General features: G+C 73.8%; 11 protein-coding genes. 6 read left to right on the top strand and 5 right to left on the bottom strand.

All coding sequences use genetic code 11. From position 1 onward, the window contains the following. Positions 1-5,144 (bottom strand): amino acid adenylation domain-containing protein (locus ACFXMF_RS38470; protein ID WP_380021026.1); only part of this gene is annotated, 5,144 nt, incomplete at its 3' end. Between the two features lie 184 nt (positions 5,145-5,328). On the opposite strand from ACFXMF_RS38470, the gene ACFXMF_RS38465 reads away from it, so the two are divergent. Both ACFXMF_RS38465 and ACFXMF_RS38460 read left to right on the top strand, forming a co-directional pair. Next, entirely contained in the window at positions 5,329-8,916 is a 3,588-nt protein-coding gene (locus tag ACFXMF_RS38465) for an amino acid adenylation domain-containing protein (RefSeq protein ID WP_379987955.1), read from the top strand. Between the two features lie 143 nt (positions 8,917-9,059). Further along, a complete protein-coding gene (locus tag ACFXMF_RS38460) occupies positions 9,060-11,759 on the top strand; it encodes a SpoIIE family protein phosphatase (protein ID WP_379987956.1) in 2,700 nt (899 codons plus the stop codon). On the opposite strand, the gene ACFXMF_RS38455 is transcribed toward ACFXMF_RS38460, so the two are convergent. Continuing rightward, complete coding sequence (locus tag ACFXMF_RS38455; protein ID WP_360321501.1) at positions 11,756-12,094, bottom strand: GNAT family N-acetyltransferase; 339 nt, start codon at positions 12,092-12,094, stop codon at positions 11,756-11,758. The two genes, ACFXMF_RS38460 and ACFXMF_RS38455, sit on opposite strands and share 4 nt — an antisense overlap. A gap of 96 nt (positions 12,095-12,190) precedes the next feature. Here ACFXMF_RS38455 and ACFXMF_RS38450 point away from each other — a divergent pair, with 96 nt between their 5' ends. Beyond that, complete coding sequence (locus tag ACFXMF_RS38450; protein ID WP_360321498.1) at positions 12,191-12,688, top strand: carboxymuconolactone decarboxylase family protein; 498 nt, start codon at positions 12,191-12,193, stop codon at positions 12,686-12,688. A gap of 46 nt (positions 12,689-12,734) precedes the next feature. On the opposite strand, the gene ACFXMF_RS38445 is transcribed toward ACFXMF_RS38450, so the two are convergent. Continuing rightward, positions 12,735-14,840 carry a SpoIIE family protein phosphatase gene (locus ACFXMF_RS38445; protein ID WP_379987957.1) on the bottom strand — a complete coding sequence of 702 codons (2,106 nt, stop codon included), beginning with the start codon at positions 14,838-14,840 and terminating at the stop codon, positions 12,735-12,737. 426 nt (positions 14,841-15,266) lie between these two features. Between ACFXMF_RS38445 and ACFXMF_RS38440 the strand changes: the two genes are divergently transcribed. Further along, the gene (locus ACFXMF_RS38440; RefSeq protein ID WP_379987958.1) at positions 15,267-15,464 is read left to right on the top strand and encodes a hypothetical protein; all 198 of its coding nucleotides are present in this window, start codon (positions 15,267-15,269) and stop codon (positions 15,462-15,464) included. 31 nt (positions 15,465-15,495) lie between these two features. On the opposite strand, the gene ACFXMF_RS38435 is transcribed toward ACFXMF_RS38440, so the two are convergent. After that, positions 15,496-16,071 carry a hypothetical protein gene (locus ACFXMF_RS38435; protein ID WP_360321489.1) on the bottom strand — a complete coding sequence of 192 codons (576 nt, stop codon included), beginning with the start codon at positions 16,069-16,071 and terminating at the stop codon, positions 15,496-15,498. 110 nt (positions 16,072-16,181) lie between these two features. Between ACFXMF_RS38435 and ACFXMF_RS38430 the strand changes: the two genes are divergently transcribed. Further along, complete coding sequence (locus ACFXMF_RS38430; RefSeq protein ID WP_379987959.1) at positions 16,182-17,000, top strand: sugar phosphate isomerase/epimerase family protein; 819 nt, start codon at positions 16,182-16,184, stop codon at positions 16,998-17,000. A gap of 97 nt (positions 17,001-17,097) precedes the next feature. After that, on the top strand, positions 17,098-18,648 hold the full coding sequence (locus ACFXMF_RS38425; protein WP_379987960.1) for a GMC family oxidoreductase: 1,551 nt from the start codon (positions 17,098-17,100) through the stop codon (positions 18,646-18,648). Between the two features lie 21 nt (positions 18,649-18,669). On the opposite strand, the gene ACFXMF_RS38420 is transcribed toward ACFXMF_RS38425, so the two are convergent. Next, positions 18,670-19,011 (bottom strand): MMPL family transporter (locus ACFXMF_RS38420; protein ID WP_380021024.1); only part of this gene is annotated, 342 nt, incomplete at its 5' end.

Below are 19,011 nucleotides of genomic sequence, written 5' to 3'. Positions count from 1 at the left end.
CCCTTGGGCCGGCCGGTCGAGCCGGAGGTGTAGAGCACGTACGCGGGCTGCGCGGCGAGCGGCGGTGCGACGACCGGGGCGGCGGCGTCCGTGGCGTCGTCGATCACCATCACCGGCCGCCCCCAGGACGGTTCCGCGTGCCCGGCATCGGTGAGCACCAGCGTGGGTCGGGCGTCGGAGAGCGTCTCGGCCAGGCGGGCGGGTGGGTCCTCGGGGTCGAGCGCCAGGTAGGCCGCGCCGCTCGCGAGCACCGCGTGCAGGGCGACCACCAGGTCGGGCGAGCGCGGCAGCGCCACGGCGACCAGGGCGCCGGGCCCGGCGCCGGCGTCGACCAGCCGTCGGGCGCTCGCCCGGATCCGGGCGGCCAGCCGTTCGTACGTGGTCACCGTGCCGTCGGTGGCGATCACGGCGGGGGCGAGCGGGGTGCGGCGGGCCTGGGCACGGAAACGCTCGACCACGGTGTCGGCGGGCACCTGGTGTGCGGTGGCGTTGAACTCGTGCACGAGCTGTCGGCGTTCGGCGTCGGCGAGCAGGTCCAGGCTGCTCAGGCGCGCGTGCGGGTCGGCGAGCACCTGCGCGAGCAGCCGGTGCAGCCGCTCCAGCAGTGCGACGACGGTGGCGGGTTCGAACAGGTCGCACGCGTAGCCGGCGTGCACCCGGATGCCGTCGCCGGCCGTCTCCACGAAGCGCAGGTCGAGGTCGAACATCGCCGCGCCCGTGCTCGGGGCGAACGGTTCGGCGTGGGTTCCGGGCAGGGCGAGGTCGATCTCCTCGGCGCGGTGGTGGGTGAGGGTGGCCTGGATCAGCGGGTGCCGGGACAGGGTGCGGGTGGGCCGGAGTCGGTCCACGACCCAGTCGAAGGGCACGTCGGCGTGCGCGAAGGCGGCCAGGTCGCCGGTTCGGGTGCGGTCGAGGAGTTCGACGAAGGTGGGGTCGCCGCCGACCCCGGTGCGTAGCACGACGGTGTTGACGAACAGGCCCACCACGGCGTCGAGATCCTCGTCGGTGCGGCCCGTGACCGGTGCGCCCAGGAGGATGTCCTCGCCCGCCCCGAGGTGGTGCAGGACCGCGACGACGGCCGCGTGCAGCGTGGTGAACACGCTTGCGCCGGTGCTGCGCGCGAGGTCGCGCAGAGCATCGGCGAGGTCGGCGGGCAGGGTGTGTTCGGCGCTCGCGCCCCGGTGGCTGCGTTCGCTCGGTCGCGAGCGGTCGGCGGGCAGCGCCAGTTCCTCCGGCGCGTCGCGCAACGTGGCGGACCAGTATTCGAGTTGACGCCTGGTCAGGTCGGTGGGCGTGTCCCGTCCGCCCAGGATCGTGCGCTGCCAGGCCGCGTACGCGCCGTGTCCGGCGACCGGTTCGGGACGCGGCGGCGGCGCCGTTCCGGCGGTGCGCGCGGTGTAGGCGGCGGACAGGTCGGCCAGCAGCGGTCCGAACGACCAGCGGTCGGCGGCACTGTGGTGCAGCACCAGGATCAGGACGCTCTCCCCGTCGGGGGCGCCGACGAACAGCGCGGCCCGCAGCGGCGGATCGACGCCGACGTCGAACGGCCGCGCCGCGAGCGCGGCCACCTCGGCGTCGACCTGTTCGGGCGACCGGGTGTGTGCCGGCACGACGGCGCAGTGCAGCCGGGCCTGCGCGGCTTCGGGCGTGAGCACCTCGCGCCGGGGTGCGCCGTCGGCGCCGGGTACCAGGAGGGTGCGCAGGCTCTCGTGCCGCGCGACCACGTCGTGCACCGCCGCGCGGATCGCCTCCGGCGCCACCCGGCCGCGCAGCCGCAGGCCCAGCGGCAGGTTGTAGGCCGCGGACGGCCCGCGCACCTGTTCCTCGAACCACAGGCCGACCTGGGCGAACGACGCGGGTGCCGGCCGCGGTACGGCGATCTCGCGTACCCGCGGGCGCACCGGCTCGGCCGTGTCCACCAGTCGGGCCAGGGCCGCGGGGGTGGGCGCGTGGAAGACGTCGGGCACGGCGATGTCGACCGCGAAGGTCAGGCGCAGCCGATTCGCCAGCCGGGCCGCGAGCAGCGAGTGCCCGCCGAGCGCGAAGAAGTCCTGGTCCGGGCCGACGTGTTCCGGTGCCAGGTCGAGGAATTCGGCGAAGATCGCGCACAGGGCGCGTTCGCGTTCGTCGGCCGGCGCGCGGGTGGGCGCGGCGATCGCCTGCGGGACCGGCAGCGCGTTGCGGTCGAGCTTGCCGTTGGGGTTGAGCGGAAACGCGTCCAGGAGCACGTACGCGTCGGGCCGCAGCGGGCCGGGCAGGGTACGGGCCAGGTCGGCGCGCACCGCGTCGACGTCGACGCGGGCACCCGGGGTGGGCACCAGGTAGGCACACAGGGCGGTGCCGGAGCGGTAGGCCGTCACCAGCGCCCGGGCGATGCCCTCGTGGCGCAGCAGGTGGTGCTCGATCTCGCCGGGTTCGATCCGCACGCCCCTGATCTTGAGCTGGTGGTCGGCCCGGCCCACGAACTCCAGTTCGCCGTTCGCGCGCCGTCGCACCAGGTCGCCGGTGCGGTAGAGCCGGCTGCCCGGCGGCCCGTAGGGGTCGGCGACGAATCGTTCGGCGGTGGCACCGGGGCGGCCGAGGTAGCCGCGGGCGAGGCCGTCGCCGGCGAGGTAGAGCTCGCCCGGGACGCCGATGGGCACCCGACGCAGCGCGGTGTCCAGGACGTGGGCCCGGGTGCGGGCGATCGGCCGGCCGATCGGCACGGTGGACGACCCGCCGCCGGCGCCGGCCCGGTGGAGGTGGGCGAGGCTGTCGCCGGCGGCTTCGGAGCAGCCGTACAGGTTGACCACGGTGGCGTGCGGCAGTCGGGTGGTGACCGCGTCGGCCAGGGCCGTGGGCAGGGTTTCGCCGGAGCAGATCCAGGTGTGCACGCCGTCCAGCGCGCCGGGCGGGGCGGTGTCGAGGAGGGTCGCCAGCAGGCTGGGGACGACGGTGAGTACGCCGGCACGGCTGCGTTCGGCCAGCTCGGTCAGGCGCAGCGCGTCTCGGGCGGTGGTGTCGTCGGCCAGGACGAGGGTGTCGCCGGCGACGAGGGCGCCCAGGAGTTCGGTGCTGCCGTCGATGAAGGCGAGCGCGCTCTTGGCCAGGCGCACGCCCGGACCGGGCTCGGCCGGCAGTGCGGTGCGGCCCCAGCGCAGTCGGTTGACCAGGGCGCGTTGGGTGCCGACGACGGCCTTGGGGCGGCCGGTGGAGCCGGAGGTGAAGACGACGTAGGCGGGGGTGAGCGGGTGGATCGGCGGGTGGGCCGGGTCGGCGGCGGTGGTGGCCGGGAGGTCGTCGAGGCGCAGCACGCGGGCGATCTCGCCGGGTGGGGTGTAGTCGGCGTCGCAGACGAGCAGGTCGGGTGCGGCGTCGGCGAGCATCGCGGCGACCCGCTCGGGCGGGTGGGTGCGATCCAGGGGCAGGTAGGCGGCGCCGATGCGCAGGATCGCGAGCAGGGTCGCGACCAGGTCGGCGGTGCGCGGCAGGGCCAGGGCGACGACGGGTTCGGTACGGGTGCCGACGGTGCGCAGGGCGAGGGTGAGGCCGGCGGCGATCCGATCGGCGCGGGCGTCCAGGTCGGCGTAGGTCCAGGCGGTGTCGCCGGCGTGGACGGCGAGGGCGTGCGGGTGCTCGCGGACGACGGTCCGGACGAGTTCGGCGACGCCCCCGGCGGGGAAGTCCTCTGCGTCGTCGTCGGGTTGTCCGGGTATCTCGGCCGGCGGGAGCATGTCGAGCAGGGCCAGCGGTGCGTCCGGCCGGTCCAGCGCGGCGCCGAGCAGGCGTTCCAGGTGCCCGAGCAGGCGCTCGATCGTGTCGGGCGCGAACAGGGGGGTGCGGTAGGTGGCCTCCACGAGCAGCTCGTCGTCCCGGAGGAAGCCCTCCAGGGCGAGGTCGAACTGGGTGGTGCCGTTGTGCACATGGCGCCAGGAGGTTTCCAGGCCGGGCAGATCGAGGTCGCCGAGTTCGCGGGTGAGCAGGCCGAACATCACGTCGAACAGCGGTGGTCGGCCGGGTCGGCGGGGCGGGCGGACCGCGTCCAGGACCCGGTCGAAGGGCACGTTCCCGTGCTCGAACGCGTCGGTGCACACGTCGCCGAGCCGGGCGGTGGCCTGACGGAAGGTCAATGGTCGGGCGTCGTCGGCGAGATCGGCGCGCAGCACGACGGTGTTGCCGAAGTTGCCGATCAGGTCGGCGGCGTGCGGGTCGGCGCGGTCCATCACGAGCGTGCCGATCGGCAGGTCGACGGCTCCGGTGTGGCGCCGGAGCACGGCCGCGAACGCGGTGAGCACGACGGTGAACGTGGTGACGCCGCAGTCGGCGGCGAACTCGCGGATCCGGGCCGGCAGTTCCGGGGCCATGCGGTGCACGTGCCGGCCGCCGCGCTCGTCGGACGCCGCCGTTCTGGGGCCGTCGGCGGGCAGGTCGGGCGGGATCGGCGGCGGGGTCAGGCGGGCCCGCCAGAACTTGGCACCCGCCTCGTCGACCGGCCGGGTGTGCGCCCACGCGGCGAGGTCGGCGTACTGTACGCCCGGCGCGGTCGCGGTGAACGCGCCGTCCGGCCCGGCCGCGCGCCGGTAGAACGCGGCGAGGTCGCGCGCGAGCACGCCCCACGTGCCGCCGTCCCAGGCGATGTGGTGCACGACCTGGACGAGTGCGTGGTCCGCGGGCCCCAGGGCGAGCAGTTCGTAGCGCACGGAGCGTTCGCGGGCCAGGTCGAACGGGCGGGCCGCCAGGCGCCGCGCGATCCGCTCGGCCTCGGCGTCGCGCGCGTCGACCGGCAGGTGGGTCAGGTCGCGGACCGACAGCGGGTTCTCCGGCGGGTCGGCGATCGACTGGTACGGCACGCCGGCCTCGTCGGCGTGGTACGTGGTGCGCAGGACCTCGTGGACGCGCAGCAGTTCGCGCGTGGCCACCCGCAGCGCGGCGACGTCGAGCGGGCCGCGAAGGCGGATGAGCAGGCAGCCGTTGTAGGACGTGCTGTCGGGGTCGGCCTGTTGGTGCAGCCACAGGCTGTGCTGCACGGCGGACAACGGTGCGGGTGCGCTCCGGTCGCGGGGGCGGACGCCGTCGGTGGGGGTGTCCGGTTGCATGCCGGCTTCGGCCAGCAGCCGCCGGATCAGTTCGCGGCGGCGTTCGTCGGCCGGGTTCGCACTCGTCAAGGCGTGGCCCCTTCGGCGCCGGCTCCGCGGAGCGGCGAACGGTCTGAACAGTCGAAAAGCCTTGCCTGACTTAGGTTTGCCTACCCTATATTTGTGACGCTCGAGGTGAGTGTCAAGAACGAGTCGCCCGGGCGACGCCGGCACTCGTGTCCTGTGGACCCATTCGCGATCGAAGGAGAACGGCGTGCGGCTGACCGTCGAGGACGTCCGGCGCGACGTGGCGCAACTGCTGGAGGTGGCGCCGGAGTCCCTGCGCGACGAGGACGACCTGATCGCGCTGGGGCTCGACTCGCTGCGGCTGATGCGGCTGGCCGGGGGCTGGCGCCGCAGCGGCGCCCGGGTCACCTTCGCCGACCTGGCGACCGTCCCGACCGTCGCGGCGTGGATCACGCTCCTCACCGGCGACACCGAACTCCCGCCGGCTGCGGCGCCGACCACACCGCCGCCCGCACCGCGACCCGAGCCCACGCCCGAGCCGGCGGCCGAACGCACACCGGAGTCCGGCCCGTTTCCGCTCGCGTTGATGCAACACGCCTACTGGATCGGCCGCTCCGAGGGACAGACGCTGGGCGGGGTCGCCGCGCACCTGTACACCGAGTTCGACACCGAACCCGGCGGCGCGGTGGACCCGGCCCGCCTGGAAGTCGCCGCCCGCGCCCTGGTCGCGCGCCACCCCATGCTGCGCGTACGCGTCACCGACGACGGCCGGCAGGAGATCCTGCCCACCGGACCCGACGCGCTGCTGCGGGTGTTGGACCTGCGCGACGCGGACCCGGACAGCGTCGCCGGCCGCCTGGAACGCATCCGCGACGAATGTTCGCACCAGATGCTCGACATCGAATCAGGCCGGGTGTTCGACCTGCGGGTGACCCTGCTGCCCGGCGACCGCAGCCGGTTGCATCTGGACGTGGACATGGTCGCCGCCGACGCGCTCAGCTACCGGGTGTTGCTCGCCGACCTCGCGCTGCTCTACGCCCACCCCGAACCGGCCCCGCCCGCACTCGACTACGACTACCGCAGCTACCTCGCGGCCCGTCCCCCACTGCGCCGCGCCGCCGCCGAACGAGCCGCCGCGTACTGGCACGAGCGCCTGCCCGACCTGCCCGGCGCACCCGAACTCCCGCTGCGCAACCCGCTACCGGCCGACCTGACCCGGGTGACCCGGCGCCACCTGTGGTTGAGCCCCGAGGAGCGCGGCCACTGGTCGGGCCGCGCGCACGCGCACGGGCTCACCCCCGCGATGGCCTTCGCGACCGCCTTCGCCGCCGTGCTGGCCGCCTGGAGCGCCACCCCCCGATTCCTGCTGAACGTGCCCCTGTTCGACCGCGAGGACCTGCACCCGGACGTGCCGCGCCTGGTCGGCGACTTCACCGGGTCCGTGCTCCTGGACGTCGACATGTCCCAGCCGCGCTCCTTCCTCGACCACGCCCGCGCGATACAGACGCGGATGCACCACGACGCCGCCCACGCCGACCACTCGGGCCTGCACGTGCTGCGCGACGTGGCCCGCGCCCGCGGCGAACAGGTGCCGGCGCCCATCGTCTACACCAGCGCGCTGGGCCTGGGCGAACTCTTCGACGCCGAGGTACGCGGCCTGTTCGGCGAACCGTCCTGGATCGTCTCGCAGGGCCCGCAGGTGCTGCTCGACGCGCAGATCACCGAGGTGCGCGGCGGCCTGCTGGTCAACTGGGACGTGCGTGAGGACGCCTTCCCGGACGGGGTCGCGGACGCGATGTTCGGCGCCTACCGGGAGTTGCTCACCCGGCTGGGCAACGCGGACGCCGACTGGCGCGCGCCGGTCCCCGAACTGCTGCCCGCCGCGCAACGGGCCGTCCTGGACCGGGTGAACGCCACCGACACCGCGCGTTCGCACCGCGCCCTGCACGACGGCTTCTTCGCGCACGCCGCGACCCGGCCGCACGCCCCCGCGCTCGTCTGGGGCCGCGCGGACGACGACGGCGGCACCCTGACCTACGGCGAACTCGCCGAGCGGGCCCGGCGGGTGGCCCGCGCCCTGCGCACGCGGGGCGTCGGGGCCGGCGACACCGTCGCGATCACCCTGCCCAAGGGCCCGGACCAGATCGTGGCGGCCCTGGGCGTGCTCTCCGTCGGCGCCGCGTACGTCCCGATCGGCGTCGAACAACCGCCCGCCCGCCGCGAGCGCATCCACCGCACCGCCCGCGCCCGACTGGTCCTGGACGCCGACGGCAACACCGGCGGATCGCCGCACGCCGCCGCACTCGCCCTCCCCGAGGCTCTCGCCGAGGTCCCCGCCGAACCCCTCCCGACCGCAGGCCCGGCCGCCGACGCCGACGCGGTCCCCGCACCGCCGACCGTCGACGAGGAGAGCATCGCCTACGTGCTGTTCACCTCCGGATCCACCGGCGAGCCCAAGGGCGTGGAGGTCCCGCACCGCGCCGCGATGAACACCATCGACGACCTGGTCGAGCGGTTCGCGCTGGGCCCGGACGATCGGGCGCTGGGCCTGTCCGCACTCGACTTCGACCTGTCCGTGTTCGACATCTTCGGCCTGCTCTCGGTCGGCGGCGCGGTGGTCCTGCCCGCCGACGAGGACCGACGCGAGGCCGGCCGCTGGGTCGACCTGGTCCGCGAGCGGCACGTCACCGTCGTCAACTGCGTACCGGCCCTGCTCGACATGCTGCTCACCGCGGGCGCCGCAGCCGACTCGGCGGGCCTGGGCACCGACCTGCGCGTGGTGCTGCTCGGCGGCGACTGGGTCACCGTCGACCTCCCGAGCCGACTGCACGCACAAACCCCCGACTGCCGCTTCGTCGCCCTCGGCGGCACCACCGAGACGGCCATCCACTCCACCGTGTACGAGGTGCCCGCGGGCACCGAACTCCCGCCGCACTGGCGGGCCGTCCCGTACGGCACCCCACTGCGCAACGTGCGCTGTCGGGTCGTGGACGCGGTCGGCCGGGACAGCCCCGACCGGGTCCCCGGCGAACTGTGGATCGGCGGCGCCGGCGTGGCCGCCGGCTATCGCGGCGACCCCGAGCGCACCGCGGACCGCTTCCACGAGGTCGCCGGACACCGCTGGTACCGCACCGGCGACCTGGCCCGGCGACTGCCGGACGGCACCCTGGAGTTCCTCGGCCGCGCGGACCATCAGGTCAAGCTGCGCGGCTTCCGGATCGAACCCGGCGAGATCGAGGCCGCGCTCGACGCCGTCGCGGGAGTGCGGCGCGCGGTGGCCGGCGTGCACGAGGGCGCCCTGGTCGCCGCGGTCGTCGCCGAACCGGAGGTGCGTGCGGACCGGTTGCGCGCGGCGGCCGAGAAGTCGCTGCCCGCGCACATGATCCCCGAACACATCGTCCTGGTCGACGAACTGCCGCTGACCGCCAACGGGAAGGTCGACCGTCGCGCCCTGGCCCCCCTCTGGGGACGTCGCCCCGCAGGCCCCCCGCCCGAACCGCCGCGCACCGACCTGGAACGCCTGATCGCCTCGATCTGGCAGCAGTCCCTGCCCGCCGGCACCCGCGAACTCGGCCGCGACGACGACTACTTCGCCCTCGGCGGCGACTCGATCCTGGCCACCACCATCGTCGGCCGGCTGCGCGAGACCCTCGGTTCCGACAAGGCCACCGTGCGCGCGATCTTCACGTCCCGCACCATCGCCGCCCTGGCCACCCACCTGCGCGCCCACGAGAGCACCCCCGACCGCCTGGACCGGGTCGCCCACATCCATCTCCGCGTGGCCGCCCTGTCCGACGAAGCGGTCTCCGCCGCCCTCGGCGCGGCCCCGGCCTGACCCCGGCCGGCACCGAGCCTGCTCCCGTCGCCCACGCGGCCGGAGCAGGCCCGGCGACCGCGCGAGCAACCACCCGCGACCGCCTCGACGGGCGTGACATCCCGTTTTGGTCAGACCCCGCCGAGCGGGGTAGAACGATAGACATGGCCGACGGTTTCGGCCGATTCCGGGGCGCATCGGTTCAGCCACCGCCCGACAGGCGCCCGAGAAGCGTCGCCGGGCAGGTTTTCGTACTGCAAGTGGTCATCGTGGTGCTGCTCGTGGCCGGCGCGGTGCTCGCGCTCGTCCTGCAATCCCGGTACGACAACGACCAGGAGGCCCGGCAGCGGGCGCTCTCCGTCGCGCAGACGTTCGCCCACGCTCCCGGCCTGCCGGCCGTACTCCAAAGCCCCGACCCCAGCAGCGTGCTGCAACCGCTGACCGAGGCCGCCCGCCGGGAGGCCGGCGTCGACTTCATCGTGGTGACCAGCCCCGAGGGGATTCGCTACACGCACCCCAGACCGGAACTGATCGGGCAGCGTGTCGTCGCCACCATCGCCCCGGGCCTGGCCGGCCGCACCATCGTGGAAAGCGTCTACGGCCCGCTCGGCCACGAGGAACAGGCGGTCGTGCCCGTCATCGACGCCGGCGGCACGGTCCGGGGTCTGGTCATCGCCGGGCTCAAGGTGGAGAACGTGAGCGGCGTGCTCGACCGGCAACTGCCGATCATCCTGGGCACCGCCGCGGCCGGCCTGGCGGTGGCCACCGGCGGAACCGCGCTGGTGACCCGGCGGCTGCGGCGCCAGACCCACGGCCTGGACCCGGCCGAGATGACCCGAATGTACGAACATCACGACTCGGTGCTGCACGCGGTCCGCGAAGGCGTGCTGATCGTCGGCGACGACGGGCGCCTGGTGCTGGCCAACGACGAGGCCACCCGGCTGCTGGAACTGCCGCCCGACGCCGAGGGTCGACGGATCACCGACCTGCCCGATCTCGACCCGGAGATGGCCCGGCTGCTGGCCTCCGGCCGCCCGATCACCGACGAGGTGCACCTGGCCGGCGGCAGGTTGCTCGCGGTCAACCAACGCGCCACGGACCGTCACGGCGGCCACGGGAGCACGGTGGCGACCATTCGCGACTCGACCGAGCTGACCGCGCTCGCCGGCCGGGTCGAGGTCGCGGGCGGGCGACTCAGGCTGCTGTACGACGCGGGCGGATCCATCGGCACCACCCTCGACGTGGTGCGCACGGTCGAGGAACTCGCCGAGATCGCCGTCCCCCGGTTCGCCGACTTCGCCACCATCGACGTGGCCGACCCGGTCCTGGAGGGCGGCGAGCCGACCGGCAGCGACGCCAGGATGCGCCGGATCGCCGTGCGCGGCGTCCGCGACGATCACCCCCTGTACCCGCGTGGCACGCTCATCGACTTCGTCTCCTCGACCCCGCAGGCCCGCGGGCTCGACAGCGGCCGACCCGAGATCGTGGCCGACCTGGCCGGCGCGACCGGCTGGCACGCGCAGGATCCGGAACGGGCGGGCGCGATCGTCGCGTACGGCATCCATTCGCTGATCACGGTCCCCGTCCAGGCCCGGGGTGCGGTGCTGGGCGTGGCCAACTTCTGGCGCCTGGAGCGACCCGAGCCGTTCGACCAGGAGGACCTGTCGCTGGCCGAGGAACTGGTCGCCCGAGCCGGGGTGAGCATCGACAACGCCCGCCGCTACACCCGTGAACACACCCTGGCGGTGGCCCTGCAACGCAGCCTGTTGCCGCGTGCCCTGCCCGAGCAGGCCGCACTGGAGGTGGCCCACCGCTACCTGCCCGCGCAGTCCGGGGTCAGCGGCGACTGGTTCGACGTGATCCCGCTCTCCGGCTGCCGGGTGGCGCTGGTCGTCGGCGACGTGGTCGGGCACGGCCTGCACGCCGCCGCCACCATGGGCCGGCTGCGCACCGCCGTGCACACCTTCGCCACGCTCGACCTGCCGCCGGACGAACTCCTGGACCACCTGGACGACCTGGTGGCCCGGATCGACCAGGACGAGACCGAGTCCGCGGTCGGCACCGGCATCATCGGTGCCACCTGCCTGTACGCGATCTACGACCCGGTGTCCAGACGCTGCACGATGGCCCGGGCCGGACACCCACCGCCCGCGCTGGTCGACCCCGACGGCCGCGTGCACTTCCCCGACCTGCCGGCCGGGCCGCCGCTGGGGCTGGGCGGCCTGCCGTTCGAGACGGCCGAGTTCGAGGTGGCGCGGGGCAGTTCGCTCGTGCTCTACACCGACGGCCTGATCGAGGACCGCACCCGGGACATCGACGTCGGCATGGAACTGCTGCGCCGGGCCCTGGCGCACGCCGGCCGGTCGCCGGAGGACAGTTGCCGGGCCGTACTGGCGGCGCTCCTGCCCGCTCGCCCCAAGGACGACGTGGCGTTGCTGATCGCCCGCACCCGGGTCCTGGGAGCCGACCGGGTGGCCGACTGGACGGTGCCCGCGGATCCGGCCGCCGTCGCCGGAATGCGCGAGGCGGTCTCCGCGAAGCTGGACGAATGGCGGCTGGCGGAACTGTCGTTCGGCACCGAACTGATCCTCAGCGAATTGCTCACCAACGCCATCCGCTACGGCACCGAGCCGATCGGGGTACGGCTGTTGCGCGACCACTGCCTGATCTGCGAGGTCACCGACGGCGCCAGTACCGCACCGCACATGCGCTACGCGGCCGGCATGGACGAGGGAGGCCGAGGGTTGTTCCTGGTCGCCCAGGTGGCCACGCGCTGGGGCACGCGCTACCTCCCGGACGGCAAGATCATCTGGGCGGAGCAGGCACTGCCGACGCCGCCCGACGACGCCGAGACCCAGCGCTAGCCGGCCGCCCCGTCCAGCCATTGCAGGATCTCCGGCGTCACCGGGTCGGCGATGTCGGCGAACTCCTGGTGCTTGCCCAGGAATTGCTTGACGTAGGGGCAGACCGGAACGATCCGCCGGCCGCCGGCGCGCACGTCGTTCAGCGCCTCCCGCACGAGCACGGAGGCCAGCCCTCGTCCGGCGAAGGCGTCGTCGATCTTCGTGTGGTAGAAGACGCGCTGCCCACCCCGGTCGTGGTACATCGTGACACCGGCGAACGTGCCGTCGATCCGAATCTCGTAGCGATCCCGGTCGGCCACGTGTACGACGACGGGCGCCACACCCTGATCGGTCATCCGCGTTTTCCTTTCCCGTCAGAAAGTTCCAGTTTCAACAATCAAGGAATCGATGATAGGACGAGCGACGAGAGATCGCGCGACGAGGGAGTGCACGTGACGGAAGCGGCAGTGGCGACCACCGGCGGACGGGTGTTCGTCGACAAGCGAAGCCCGCGAGCGTACAAGGCGTTGACCGGCACCGCAGAGGCCGTGCGGGAGGCTGCCGCCGAGGCGGGCCTGAACCGGCCGCTCGTCGAGCTGATCAACATCCGGGTGTCCCAGCTCAACGCGTGCGCGTTCTGCCTCGACCTGCACACCCGCACCGCCCTGCGCGCGGGCGAGACGGCCCAGCGCCTGGCCGTGCTGCCGGCCTGGCGCGACACCGCGTTGTTCAGCGCCCGGGAGCGGGCGGCCCTGGCCCTGGCCGAGGCCACCACGCATCCCGCGGACGCGGGCGCCCAGGAAGTCGCGTACGCCGCGGCCCGGGCCACCCTGACCGACGACGAGATCTCCGCGGTGATCTGGGTGGCGATCACCATGAACGCCTTCAACCGCGTGTCCATCATGAGCAAACACCCCGTACGCCCCACCGTCCCGACCCCTTCGACCTGATCCGCGACGAATACCGTACGAGCGACCCGACCCGCGACGAGCCCGGTCAATCGAGGCCGAGATCCCACACGTCCGTGGCCGGCGAGATCTCCTGCTCGGCCCAGATGGTCTTGCCGCTCTGCTGGTAACGGCTCCCCCAACGCCGGGTGAGCTGCGCCACCAGGAACAGCCCGCGCCCGCCCTCGTCGGTGGAGCGGGCCCGGCGCAGCCGCGGTTGGGTGTTGCCGGCATCGGAGACCTCGCAGATCAGCACGTCCCGGCCGCGGACCAGGCGCAGCGTGACCGGGCCGTGTTCGCCGTATCGGATGGCGTTGGTGACCAGTTCGCTGACCACCAGTTCGGTGGTGAACACCAGGTGCTCCAGGCCCCAGACCGCGAGTTGCGCGGTCGACGACTCGCGGGCCCGGGCCACCTGTTCCGGATCGGCGGGCAACTCCCAGACCACGCTGTCCTGCTCGGGCAACGGCCGCACCCGGGCCAGCAGCAGGGTGGTGTCGTCCTCGCGCGCTCCGGTCGTCGCGGCGTCGAGCAGTTCCCGCCCGACCTTGTCCAGGTCCCGATGGGCGAGATCGCTGTGTTCGAGCCGATCCAGGAGGCGGCGCATGCCCGCGGCGAGATCGTGGTCGGGTCCGGAGACCAGGCCGTCGCTGTACAGGAGCAGCACGCTGCCCGGCGCCAGGTCGAGTTCGGCGATCTCGAACGGCATGCCGCCGACCCCCAGCGGCGGGCCGGCCGTCAACTCCACGAACCGGGCGCGCCCGTCGGGCCCCAGCACCGCCGGCGGCGGATGCCCGGCCGAGGCCATCCGGCACCGCCCGGTGACGGGGTCGTATTCCGCGTACAGGCAGGTGGCACCGGTCGCCTCCGCGGCACCGCTCGGCCGGCTGGGGAAACGCTGGACCAGGTCGTCCACATGGGCCAACAGTTCGTCCGGCGGCAGGTCCATGTCGGCGAGCGCCTGAACGGCGGTACGCAGCCGGCCCATCGTCGCACTGGCCTGGAGGCCGTGCCCGGCCACGTCGCCGACCACGAAGGCCAACCGCAGCGAGGACAGCGGGATCATGTCGTACCAGTCGCCGCCGATGCCGGCCGAGGAGGACGTGGGCAGGTAGGCCGCGAAGGTCTCGGCGGCCGGTTCGTCGGTGCCCTCCTCGGGCAGAAGGCTGCGTTGCAGGGCCAGCGCGACGTTGCGTTCGCGGGTGTAGCGGCGGGCGTTGTCCACGCTCAGCGCGGCCCGCGAGGCGACCTCTTCGAGCAGCCGGGCATCGCCCTCGTCGAAGGGTTCGCGGCGCTCGGTGCGCCACAACTGCACACTGCCGAGCGCGTGGCCGCGGGCGAACAGCGGTACGGCCAGCAGGCTGTGGGCGTTGTCGGGTACCACCCCCACGGCGTCCGCCGGAAGCACGTCGAGTCGCGGGATCAACAGGGTGGCCCCGGACTCCATCGCCCGGATCGCCGGCATGTCGGGCGGGACGGGCAGTCGTTCGCCGACCTGGACCAGTGTCGCGGGCCACGCCTCGCCCGGGTGTGCCACGCCGGCGCGGACCTCGGAGGTGTAGCCGGTCGCCGGGTCGACGGCGGGCTCCTCCCCGGCCAGGACCGACTCGGCCAGGTGTACGGCGGCGAAGTCGGCCAGGCGCGGCACGAACAGGTCGGCGAGTTGTCGTGCGGTCTCGGCGACGTCCAGGGAGGCGCCGATGCTCTCGGAGGCTTCGCGGACCACGTCGAAGCGGGTTTCGGCGCGTACCAGCTCGGTCGTGTCGTTCATCGTGACGAGCAGCCCGAGCGTGTGTCCCGTCGTGCGCTCGACCCGCAGGATGCCCACGCCCAGGTGCAGGAGCGTGCCGTCGGCGGCACGGGCGGGCAGCAGTTGCCAGGCCCGCAGGGCCGGCCCCGTCGGGGACAGCGCCCCGACCAGGGCGGACGCCGGCTGGTCGAGGCCGAGGCGGGTGAGGGCGGCCCGCATGTCGTCCCCGCGGCTCATCGGGGTGCGCGGGAAGAGCTCGACGCTCGCGTTGGTGGCGATGATCCGCAGGTCGGCGTCGACGGCCGCGAGGAGCATCGCCCCCTGATCGAAGACGGCGTGCGCCAGCGGGACCGTCCACTCCGCGGGCAGCTCGAAGTCGGACGCGCCGTGACCGTCTTCCGTCACCCTTCGATCCCTCCGGACACCGAGGCCGATTTGCCCAGTATCTACCACTTGGGCCGACCGTATACACGATCCCCGAACCGAGCCGGACCACGTCTTCCGCCGCCGGGCCCACCGGGGCGACACCCCGCCGCCACCGAACTCCCGCACGAGGTCGGCACGATCGACCACCTCGACGACGACCTCCGCCGCACGCCGGCGCCCGAGGACCACCCGCACGGACCTACCCGGCCGTCCCGAACGGCCCCCGGTCGGCCCGATCCCGGTCGGGCGCGGCTCGGGAGCAGCGCCTCGCCCGCCGAGCGACGCGCTGCCGCGTCCACGAGCGCGCGCACCCGCGCCGCCGAAACGACCATGCCGGGCGTACCCGGCGTCCGGCGCAGGAACCTCTCGACGCCCACGGCGGGCACCTCGCCGAGGTGGGGCCGGATGCGGACCGGCGTGTCCGGCTCGCCGCGCCAACTGTCGGCGCGCGAGCCGATGTCCACCGCGTCGCAACCGAGGGCGGGCGACACCGCGGTGGCCTCGGCCCGCGCGTCGTCGCCCGGCGACGGGCAGGCCGCCGCGGTCCGGGGCACCTGCGGGCCGGGCCGGGGAGAACGGCTTCGCGAACCCACGAACCCGTAGGACGGGTCCGCGGATCCCCCGTCGGCACGCGCTACGTCGTGGTCGGCCCGGGAAGGTGCCACTGGAGTTCGATGTGTTGGCCGAGGGCGATCAGCCCGCAGGCGACGACATCGGTGCGGACGAACGCCTGGACCATCGTGTCCGTCGCGGCGTCGGGGTCGCCGGGGCGGAAGACGGACACCACCTCGATCCGGCCCGCGAGGTCTCCGCCCGGGCGCCCGGCGGCCTCGACCCGGGCCAGTGCCGCGTCCAGCACCTGCTCGGACGGCAACCGCAGCCCGAAATGATAGGAATACTGAGGATTTGCCCGCATGTGCGCCATCCACGATGCCTGCGCCCGGGCCAACGGCCCCTCGGTGCTCGCGACGCCCAACTGCTGCTCGAAGGCCCACTGCTCGGGAGTCACCTCCGACGCGTAGAGCACGTTGGCGCGGTAGTCGCTCACCGCGGGTTCGACGAAGGCACTGAAGAAGTGGCCGCCCCGATCCAGGACGCGGCAGCCCAGCAGTTCGAGCACCCGTCGGGCCTGCGCACGCTCACCGGGCCGATGCAGCAGTTCCACGTGGCTGATCCGCCGGAGTCCGGTGTCGTCGTCGGGTGCGGCCATGCGGGGCTCCTGGCGGGTGGCGGCGGGCGGGCCGGGCGGCGGCCGGATTCCGGGCTGCCGCCTGGCTTCATAGCTATCATGGTTATGATAGCCCTCACAAGGAGGTGTCCATGCGCTACAGCTTCAACACGTTCAACCATTCGACGTATTACGGACTCGCGCCGTCCCTCCCCCACCAGATCGCCGCCGCCGCGTCGGCCGGCTACGACCACATCGGCCTCGACCTCCCCTCCGTGCTGGCGCACGAACGCGCCGGCCTGACCCCGGCCGATCTCGCCGCCTGCCTGAAGCAACACGGCCTGACCTGCTACGAGTTGGTCCCGCTCTCGATCTCCGCGGACCCGACGAGGACGCTGCACAGCCTGGAACAGGTGCTTCGGGTGGCGCGGTTCCTGCGCCCGGCACAGGTGTTGTGCGTGGTCACCGGCGAGATCGACGACGCGGTAGTGGCCAATACCGCCCGATGCGCGCGGGCCCTGGCCGCGGCGCGGATCGGCCTGTCGCTGGAGTTCCTGCCCACCCGGGACATCGACTCGATTCCCGCCGCCATGCGGCTGCTGGATCGGGTCGCGGACCCGAACCTGCGCCTGGTCGTGGAAAGTTGGCACTTCTTCCGGGGGCCGAGCACGTGGGCGGACCTGGCCGCGCTGCCGGCCGGGCGGATCGGCTTCGTGCAGTTCGCGGACGCGCCCGCGCCGATCTCGGACGACGTGCACCACGAATCCATGCACCGCCGGGTGTTGCCGGGGCAGGGCGTCCTGGAGCTCGACCGGTTCTGCGCGGCGCTGTCGGCGAAGGGGTACGACGGCGTGGTGAGCGTCGAACTGCTCTCCGACGTCTGGCGGGCCGCCGACCTGGACATCTTCGCCGCCGCCACCCTCGCCGCGACCCGCGCGACCTGGGAGACCGCGGCGGCCGGCCCCGGGTAGGCCGCCGCCCGCCGGATCACGCCGGGCGGGCCGGGCCGACCGGTCGTGTCCTCGAACAACATGCTCGATCCGTAGTCAGGAAAGTGGAGGAGTTCGCATGTCAGCCAGCCAGGTGAAGCCCGATGCCGGGAACCGGACCGCGTCCGACCGCCGATACTCGGGAGGCGCTCCGGGCACGTTCGACGTGATCGTGGTCGGCGCGGGCTCGGCCGGATGTGTGCTGGCCGCCCGGTTGTCGGAGCACCCGGAGCGGTCCGTGCTGCTGGTCGAGGCCGGGCCCGACCACCGCCCCGACGCGTTGCCGGACGAACTGCGGCACCTGTCCCGGCCGGTGGCCTGGCCGTACAACTGGGGCGACCGGGTCGCCTCGACCGGCGGGCGCACGCTCCATTACGCGCGTGGGCGCGGCGTCGGGGGTTCGTCGGCGACCAACGGGGCGGTGGCGCTGCGTCCGGAGCCGGCCGACTTCGCGGCGTGGCCGGAAGGTCTGCGGTGGGAGCGCATGTTGCCCTACCTCAACCGGATCGAGCACGACCTGGACTTCGGCGACGAGCCGCACCACGGCGACGCCGGACCGATCCCGATCGTGCGGCATCCGGAGGCGGACTGGACGCCGTTGCAGCGCGGCTTCGTCGACGGATGCGTGGCGGCGGGCCTGCCGTTCTGCCCCGACCACAGCCGCCCCGAATCCACCGGGGTCGGCCCGATCCCGATGAATCGGCGCGGCACTCGGCGGGTGTCGAACACCGTCGCCTACCTCGACGCCGCCCGCGACCGGCCGAACCTGACGGTGCGCGGCGACGCCCACGTGCGACGGGTGCTGCTCACCGGCGGTCGCGCGACCGGCATCGAACTGGCCGACGGCGAGCGGGTGTACGCGGGCCGGGTCGTGTTGTCCGCCGGGGTCGTGCAGAATCCGCTGCTGTTGTGGCGTTCGGGCGTGGGCCCGGCCGCCGGCATATCCGCGCTGGGCATCGAGCCGGTGCACGAACTGCTTGCCGTCGGCGGCGGCTTGAGCGATCACATGGTGGTGTCCTATCGCGCGGCGGTGCGGCCGGACGCGGTACCCGACGGCGGACCGACGCTCCAGACCCTGGCGCGCGCGACGGCCCGTCCGGGCGGGGAACGCGTGCACGACCTCCAGTTGACCCCCGTCGCCCGGCGCAACCCGGACGGCACGAGGGAGATCGAGATCAGCGTCGCCCTGCAACTGCCCGACGGCTTCGGCTCGGTCGCCCCCACCGGCGACGCACCGGACGCGCCGGCCCTGATCTCCTGGCCGTTCACCGCCGACCGCGACAACCTGGAACGGCTGGCGATCGGGGTACGGCTGGCCGCGCGGGTGGTGGCCGCATCGGGCCTGGCCCTGGACCCGGCCGGCGTCCGGGCCGCGGCGGAAACGCCCGACGACGTGCTGTGTCCGTCGTTCGCCGACTCGCACTACGCCTTCTACCACGGCGTCGGCACCTGCCGAATCAGCGGCGATCCGGCGGCCGGCGTGGTCGACGCGGACCTGCGTGTGCACGGCCTGAGCGGACTGCACATCGTGGACGCCTCGGTCGTCCCGACGGTCCCGCGCGCCAACACCCACCTGCTGGCCACCGCACTGGGCGAGTTGGGCGCCGACCTGATCGCGGCGGCCGGGTAGCCGGCTCGGCGCGCCGAGCCCTCACGGACGTCGGTGGCTCGGCGGCGCCGAGGTGCGCCGGGCGTCCCTGCGCCACAGGGCGCTCGGCCACCACATGCGCTCGCGCAGGTCCAGGATCAGGGCGGTGACCACGACCGAACGCACCACCAGCGTGTCCAGCAGGACACCCAGCGCCACCGCGAAGCCGATCTCGGTGAAGCCGACGATCGGCAGCGTGGCCAGGGCCGCGAAGGTGCCGGCCAGGACCAGGCCGGCCGAGGTGATCACGCCGCCGGTCGCGGCGAGCCCGGTCAGCGCGCCGGTACGGGTGTCGCCGCGGATGCTCTCCTCGCGCACCCGGGTGGTCAGGAAGATGTTGTAGTC

This window comes from Embleya sp. NPDC059213 (assembly GCF_042754445.1).
Lineage (GTDB): Bacteria > Actinomycetota > Actinomycetes > Streptomycetales > Streptomycetaceae > Embleya.
Note: the sequence above shows the minus strand (reverse complement) of the source record. Positions and strands in the feature narration are given on the sequence as shown.